This window comes from Youngiibacter fragilis 232.1 (genome assembly GCF_000495435.3).
In the GTDB taxonomy this organism is placed as follows: domain Bacteria; phylum Bacillota; class Clostridia; order Clostridiales; family Clostridiaceae; genus Youngiibacter; species Youngiibacter fragilis.
Genome location: NZ_AXUN02000051.1, coordinates 1 through 1,774 on the forward strand (window position 1 = coordinate 1; position 1,774 = coordinate 1,774).

General features: G+C 44.0%; 1 protein-coding gene. It reads left to right on the forward strand.

Annotation, left to right across the window (positions count from 1 at the left end):
• Positions 1–148 precede the first annotated feature (148 nt).
• Positions 149–1,555 carry an ISL3 family transposase gene (locus T472_RS03650; RefSeq protein ID WP_023863322.1) on the forward strand — a complete coding sequence of 469 codons (1,407 nt, stop codon included), beginning with the start codon at positions 149–151 and terminating at the stop codon, positions 1,553–1,555.
• Positions 1,556–1,774 lie beyond the last annotated feature (219 nt).

The following is a 1,774-nucleotide window of genomic DNA, read 5'->3' on the forward strand; positions in this document are numbered from 1 at the left end:
TATTGGGTCAATCACAAAACCTGTGGGATTGACAAGTTGAACCTGCCCTTCTATATGGTCTAAAACAATTGAATAAATAAAGAGCTTCACGTTATGATAGAAATGCATCTTGGCGGATGTACAAATCAAATCACAGCGGAGGCTCTGAATGAATTATACACAAGAAGATCAGGCGAACACAATCACCAATTCCAAAACTTATCTGCATTTTCCATCTTTTCTTTCCGGATTCACCAACACGGAGAGTATGATTCACACTTCTACTTCTGGAAAAAGAGTGTATCGCCTACAAGGTGTATTAAGAGTAAAGGATACCGACCGTATTTGCCCAAATTGTGGTGGGGTAATGCACATCCATGATACGTTCTCGTGCAGTCTCTGGCATCTCAGCTTTGGACAGAACTACAGCTGCCTTGAGTTCGATAAGAAGAGGTACCTGTGTCCGGAATGCAGGTTCACAAAGGTCCAGCAGGTGCCGTTCCAGGCACTGGGCCATCGTATCACTGCAGAGCTGCTGCAATACACAAGGGACCTGCTAGCCATCGGGACATACACCCTCAAACAGGTCGCTGAGATAACTGGTCTTGGCAAGAATACCGTCAAGGCAATCGACCTAAAGCGTCTGAAAGAGAAATATACACTCGATGGAGAAAAGCTAATCAAGCCGGAATGGCAAGCAAAGTGCCTTAGCATAGATGAGTTCAAACTCCATGATGGCCATCGTTACGCCACTCACATCATCGACGTAGCGACAGGTCACATCCTCTGGATAGCCCATGGAAAGCGCAAGCAGGTTGTCTACGACTTCATTGAGCATGTCGGACTCGATTGGATGGACGGTGTTGAAGCTGTCGCTTCCGACATGAACTCGGACTTCCAAGAGGCATTTGAGGAAAAGTGCCCTCACATACAACCAGTATTCGACCACTTCCATATCATCAAGAACTTTAATGACAAGGTGGTTTCAGAAGTCCGCAAAGACGAGCAGAGACGTCTCCAAGAGGAAGGTAAAGACAAAGCCGCTGCGTCCCTCAAGAAGACCCGCTACATACTTATGTCATCCCGGGAAACATTGCAACGCAAGGATCAGGAAGCTGCGGAGGGTAAAGTAATCTCAAGGGGTGGTACCCTCTTTCATAAAGAGGAGGTCAAGCGCAAGTCTGGCAGCGAAGAGAAATATGACCAACTCCTCAGTGAAAACAAGCTCCTGTTCACGATAGATATCATCAAGGAGATGCTGTCGGAAGCATACAGAGCAACTAGTGAGCCTGAGATGGCAATGCAAATCATCGAAATCATGGAAATCTGTTATACCTCGGAAAATAAGCACCTGCTTTGGTTTGGCCGCCTTATGGACAGACACTTTGAAGGTATCATTGCATATGCGACCTACCGGATATCGAATGGACAGATCGAGGGTATTAATAACAAGATAAAGACTTTGCGACGTCAGGGATATGGATATCCTAACGATGAATACTTCTTCCTTAAGCTATTTGATATCAGCCGGAAGACTTATGTTAGAAACCCACCATCCCACAGAATTTGTGATTGAGCCCATTTAATAAAAGAAATCATCTCGATTCATCAATCTCCAACTCCGAATGTATACATTGGAAACAAGTTAAGTGAGTACCAATGCCGTATTTTGTATAGATGATATACGTAAATTGGCTCAATTCCACAATATCTAGTTAGAATATTAACAAATTGACCACCTTTTAACGCTGGCATGATATTTGCTATATAAGATTCTGAGCAAGTAGATTGATTT